The 5,331-nt window shown below is 61.3% G+C and carries 5 protein-coding genes and 1 tRNA gene; 2 read left to right on the top strand and 4 right to left on the bottom strand.

The window, feature by feature from the left end; genetic code table 11:
- Positions 1-140 precede the first annotated feature (140 nt).
- Positions 141-668, bottom strand: a complete 528-nt coding sequence (gene ssuE / locus NW841_RS11650; protein WP_414370493.1) for an NADPH-dependent FMN reductase — start codon at positions 666-668, stop codon at positions 141-143.
- 103 nt (positions 669-771) lie between these two features.
- Here ssuE and NW841_RS11645 point away from each other — a divergent pair.
- Both NW841_RS11645 and NW841_RS11640 read left to right on the top strand, forming a co-directional pair.
- A tRNA-Gly gene (locus NW841_RS11645) sits at positions 772-843 on the top strand.
- 76 nt (positions 844-919) lie between these two features.
- Positions 920-1,258 (top strand): DUF29 domain-containing protein, encoded by a 339-nt coding sequence (locus tag NW841_RS11640; RefSeq protein ID WP_414365936.1) that lies wholly within the window; start codon positions 920-922, stop codon positions 1,256-1,258.
- A 5-nt stretch (positions 1,259-1,263) separates the two neighbouring features.
- Here the strand turns inward: NW841_RS11640 and nusB are convergent, their stop codons facing one another.
- From nusB to NW841_RS11625, 3 genes are all read right to left on the bottom strand, one after another.
- Positions 1,264-2,118 carry a transcription antitermination factor NusB gene (gene nusB / locus NW841_RS11635; protein ID WP_414365935.1) on the bottom strand — a complete coding sequence of 285 codons (855 nt, stop codon included), beginning with the start codon at positions 2,116-2,118 and terminating at the stop codon, positions 1,264-1,266.
- 111 nt (positions 2,119-2,229) lie between these two features.
- Positions 2,230-4,389: an ATP-dependent helicase gene (locus tag NW841_RS11630; protein ID WP_414386509.1), complete on the bottom strand. Its 2,160-nt coding sequence runs from the start codon at positions 4,387-4,389 to the stop codon at positions 2,230-2,232.
- A 14-nt stretch (positions 4,390-4,403) separates the two neighbouring features.
- Positions 4,404-5,267: a Cof-type HAD-IIB family hydrolase gene (locus NW841_RS11625; protein WP_414365933.1), complete on the bottom strand. Its 864-nt coding sequence runs from the start codon at positions 5,265-5,267 to the stop codon at positions 4,404-4,406.
- Positions 5,268-5,331: the final 64 nt, after the last annotated feature.

Below are 5,331 nucleotides of genomic sequence, written 5' to 3'. Positions count from 1 at the left end.
GGCAGAAGAAGAGACAAAAGCTCTGCTGTCAAGCGGGTGAGGAAACCCCACCCGCCTACGCGGTGGGGTAGTTCATTCACTAGCTGTCCCCTGCTGCCTGAACGAAAAATCGTTGGAAAGTTCCTAGAAGTTGTATGCCTCTATTGCACCGCCTGGGCAAGCGCTCGGATCCCCGCTTGCAGACGTTCTTCAACGTCGGCCTCCAGCCGCAGGGTGCCGTCCGCCTCAAACTGGATTTGCGAGCTGAGGATGTAGACCCCTTTCAAGATATGGGTTGCGCCCATCACGGCCAGCACCGGCTTCATGGCAAAGTCGATGGCCAGCAGGTGGGCCAGCGTTCCGCCTGTGGCGATGGGGAGAATCACCTTGCCGGTAAAGGCATCTTGGTCTAGCAAATCCAGCAGTGCCTTAAACACACCTGGGTAAGAAGCTTTGTAAACAGGGACGGAGAGAATGATCCCGGCGGCCTGGGCCACCTTTTCCTGAATCTGCTTGAGTTGAGGGCTCTCGAAGTTGACCCGCACCAGATCCTCTGGCGGCAAGTCCCGCACCGAGACAAACTCCGTTGTCAACCCGAGACCGGACAGGATCCCGGCAGCGTGATGCAAAATCGCTTCCGAGCGAGAAGGAGTGCTGGGACTACCGGAGAGCAAGAGGATGCTGGACATAGGTTGCAGACAGAAGGCTGCCTCAGTTGTATCAGGGATCCCACGTGCAAGATGATGATAAACTAGAAGAGACAGGGCTTCAGGATGCCGGGCCCGGTTCTGTGCGGGCGTAGTTCAGTGGTAGAACGCTAGCTTCCCAAGCTGGATGTCGTGAGTTCGAGTCTCATCGCCCGCTTCTGGATCCGCAAAACCCTCTCTCGCCGCTGCCGATCCCAACCTACCCCTAGCCAGTGTCGAGGTTGAAGGGAGGAGTGGCAGCACGTAGCTTCTGGAGGCAAGAGCAAGCTGCCCTGCTGAACTGGCCAGGGATCTTGCTAGGACATCTGCTGAAGGGGCACTTCCAGCCCCACCTGCGAGGCAAAGGTTGGCGGGCAACGATGACCGAACAACGCCGCCAGATCCAGCGGTTGCTCAGGGACAATCCCAGCCTCAAGCCCGTGGCAGCCCCGCAAGAAGCTTATCAGGACGGGATCCTGGTGGTGGTGAGAGAAACGCCCCTGTCTGAGACAGATCTGCCGGCCCAGTGTCCCTGCACATTAGAGCAGGTGATGGATCCCGACTTTTACCCTGGCAAGGAAGATCCCCCGTGATCTGCTCAGCCCGCCGAGCCGGCAGCAGGGCCCCTGTGGGTCTCCACCGGGTTGTCCACCACTCGTCGCAGCACGCCGTTGACGAAAGCGGCGGCCTCCGGATCCCCGTATTTTTTGGCCAATTCTACAGCTTCGTTGATGGCGACCTTGTCGGGGCTGCTGCGCAGGATCTCCATTTCCACCACTGCCAGGCGCAGGATATCGCGCTCGATCCGCCCCACCCGCTGCAGTTGCCAGCCTACCAAAACCCCTTGTAAACGGGCATCGATAGCCTCCTTATGGGTGCGCAGGGCAGTCAACAGTTGGAGAGCATAGGTGCGCACCTCTTGCGCTTGGGCGATGTGCAACAGCTCCGGCATGGAGAGGGCAGCTCCCAGCCGGTTGACCGCCTTTTGGGACAACTGAACGACCTCATCCAGGATGTGGCGGACGCTGTACAGCCGTTGTTCCATGTGTTCCAGGGCTTGGCCGGCGTTGCTGAGGGCCACTTGGGCTTGGTGGGCCAGCTCCAGCAATTCTCCCGGCGCGGTGTCGCGGGCGTTGGCCGCCTTCAGAGCCGTTTCCAAGCGTTGTAGATGTCGTTGGGCCTGCTGAAGGCGGACAGTAAGGGAGCGAGATCCGCCCTCTTCCTTGGCATCAGAAGCAGCCAATAACAGGGGATCACTCTCGTGCAACAGGCGATCGCTGCGCTGAATTTCTGCCGCCGCCGTGGAGAGAGTTTCATGGGTCTCTTCCTGCAGGGCGCGGATGGCTGCCAGCAGCAAGTCCTCCAGTTGTTTTTCGCTCAGTTTGGCCGCCGTGGCCGGCAGTTGGTTGACCCCTAGCAGGGCCAGTTCGCGGGCAACACGCCGAGGTTGCATTGCAGAATACCCATGCTTTTAAACGACTGCCCCATCCCGCAAGGCGGTGCTACCGGGCTTAGCCATGCTAGCAGGCTGCGGCGGGGCAAGGAAGAACCCGAGGCCTCGCTGTCAACTCGCCTCGGAAGGGCGGCTCAACACGCGAAACACCAACGATGAACTCTGCTCTTCGCCAAAGCGAGATTGGCTGGATACCGAGAGGGTGAGCCGCCGCTTGCTGCGGGTGATGCCCACGTATAGCAGCCGCAACCGCTCTGCAGCCAAGTCTAGAAAGGCCTGTTCGGTAGGAGAGTTGGCCTGCAGCTCCCAATATCTTCTGCGGCTGAGCTGTCGCAACTGGGCCAGGGCCTCTGCCTGCATATCCACATCTTCCAAAAAAGCTAGGCCAAGGCGACGCTCTCCGTACTGGGCGGGAAACTCGTAGGCCGACACCTGGGGGATGAAGACCTGATCCCATTCCAAACCCTTGGCACGGTGCAGCGTAGCAACGGTGATGCTGCCCGGCTCGGGGTTGAAGGCAAAGATCTCCGAGGGCAGGTTGTTGAGGCGGTAATCCAGAATCACCTGAAATTCTTGGGCAATCTCCTGCCAATCGACCTCAGGCAGGGATCCCAGCACCTGCTCCAACTGGTCGATGACGTAGCGACCCACAAACAGTTCTTCCGGCTTGCGGTAGAGGCTTTGGACAACTACATTCAGCACTTCCGGCCAAGGGGAGCGCCCAGCCCGCAGCCAAGCCCCCAGGGTACGCAGCAGCCTGCCCAGGCTTTGCCAAGAGGGGCTATCCGGCAAAGTAGGGGCTTCCCCAAACTGGGGAAAGAGCAGCCGCTCCGGCAGCGAGGCGCGGATCCAGCCCAGCATCGGCTGTAGCTCAGCCCGTGGGATCCCGGCCCAGTCGGCTAGGTGATCTACGGCTGCAGCCAGGCGAGCAGAGGAAGTGGGCTGGGCCAACCAGTCGATTATTCCCTTGAGTTGCAGCAGCACCCGCCGCTGGCTGGGGTTGCCCCGCAACAGGTCGATCACCTGCTCTGCCCCCAGTTCCCGCAGGTAGTCGAGGGCCTTGCCCCCCAGCTCGTTGGTGGTGACCAGAATGGCCACCGTCTGGTCGGGGAAAGCTTGGGCGGCTGCCAGGGCCCACCGTGTTACCTCCTGCAGCTCCTCCTCCGGCGATCCGGCTACCCGGCGAAACTCCACCTGCCCCTCGCTGGCCGGGGGATTCTGGCCACCGGTGGTGGCCGGACGAATGTGCTGGGGAGCCAGGGCGGTGCGCAGGGCCGGGATGGGGTGCTTCTGGTTTACCCAGTCCACTAGGCGGTTGGCCAACTCGAGGATCTGGGGGGCGCTGCGGCTGGACTCTTCTAGGATTACTCGGGGACTGGCCTGACAAAAGTCACGAAACAGCCGCGGCTCGGCGGTGGTGAAGGTGCCCATGATGCTTTGGTTGGGATCCCCCACCCGCACCAGGTTGCCGGTGCGCTGGCTGAGCAACCGCAGCAGCTCTTCTTGTAGGGGGGAGCTGTCCTGGGCCTCGTCCTCGAACAGGTAGTCATACCAACTTTGCACCTGCTGCCCCAGCGCCGGGTCGCGCTCGATCAGCTCCACCGCCTGCCAGCCCAGGTCGTCGTAGTCCAGCTTGCCCAGGCGGCGCAGCTCCGCTTGGTAGGCGGCATAGATCGGAGCCGCCCAACCCAGATAGCCCTCCCTGTCAGCAGGGATCTGCTCCGGCCCCAGACGCAGATTCTTGGCCGTGCTAATCACCGCCTGCACCATCTGTTGGAAGCTGCGCCGGAACCGCGTCCGGTTTCGAACCACCTTCTGGTGGGAATCGTCGGGGGGAATCAGCGGCTCCCAGAGGTAAGTGTGGTGGGCGAGCCAGGCGCGGCAGAGACGGCTGAGCAGGCGCTCCTGTTCATATCCCTCCAGGATGGACAGCTCTTCCCAAGGGCCGGGGGCCTCCCGCAACACCCGCAGCGCTAGGGAATGCAAGGTAAAGGCTTGGGTAAAGCGATCTGGGTAGCCCGCCTCTTGCAGGCGTTGGTTGATACGGCGCAGCAGATTGACCCGTGCCGAACGCATGTAGGTGAACACCCCGATGCGATCCGGTGGGATCCCTCGCTTCAGGATGAGATCGGCGATTAGCAGCTCCAGGATGAACGTCTTGCCGCTCCCCGGAACTGCCGCGATCCCCAGAGGCCCCGAGCGATACGCCAATGCCCGTTGCTGTTCTGGACGCAACGCGACTTGGGAAAAAGGAGAAGCAGCCAAGCCCACCCTCGGATCCCTACCTAGCCGAGGATAAAAGTCTCGATGGCCGCCACCACTCCATCTTCGCTGACGGGAGGAGCCACCCAATCGGCGTGGGGCAGCAAAGCCGGCGAGGCATTCCCCATGGCCACCCCGATCCCTGCATACCGCAGCATCTCAATGTCATTGTCGCCATCGCCGATGGCCATCACCTGCTCCGCTGACACCCCCAGCAGCTCTTCCGCCAGAAAGCGAACGGCATTGCCCTTGTTCACCGCCGGATGGGTGGCCTCCAGAAAAATCGGCTCCGAGCGGGTGAGGTAGATCTGCTCAGGAGAATACCGCTGCCGCAGGGATCCCTGTAATGCCTGCAGAAACTCCGTATCTTCCGAAACAGCTAGGATCTTGGTGGGGCTTTTCCCATATTGGGCGGGGGAAAGCATCTGGAGCGGCACCTGGGAGCGCTCGGCATAGGCTTGGCTGAGGGGGCTGAGCTCTCGCACATAGAGCTGGTCATCGATGTAGAGGTGCACCCCCACCGGCTGATCCTGCAGCACCTGCAACAGCTCCTCCGTCAGCGACCAGTCCAGGCTCCAGTGCTTCAAGGTCTTTTGGCTGTCGGGATCCCGAATAAGCGCCCCCTGATAGCTGCAGAGGGGCATGTCCGCTCCAATGGCGTAATGAAACCGCTCAGCAGAGCGATGCATCCGACCTGTGGCAATGGCCACCCGCACGCCTGCAGCCTTGGCTTTTTGAATGGCCTGCCGCACCGGCTCCGAAACCTGGTTGGAAGGCCCCGCAATCGTGCCGTCGATGTCCACCACCAACAGCCGAATGTCCCTCTGGATCCAGGCTCCCTTTTCCCTTTTTTTCTCCTGGACTTGAGCTTCTGCTCCAGTTTGCATTGCCCCTCCTCCTGGCAACCTCCCAGACCCTAACACGACTGCTGCGGAGTTTGTCGATAGTCAA

The organism is Synechococcus sp. H60.3, assembly GCF_047462295.1.
Lineage (GTDB): Bacteria > Cyanobacteriota > Cyanobacteriia > Thermostichales > Thermostichaceae > Thermostichus.
This window is presented reverse-complemented; position numbering and strand designations above follow the sequence as displayed.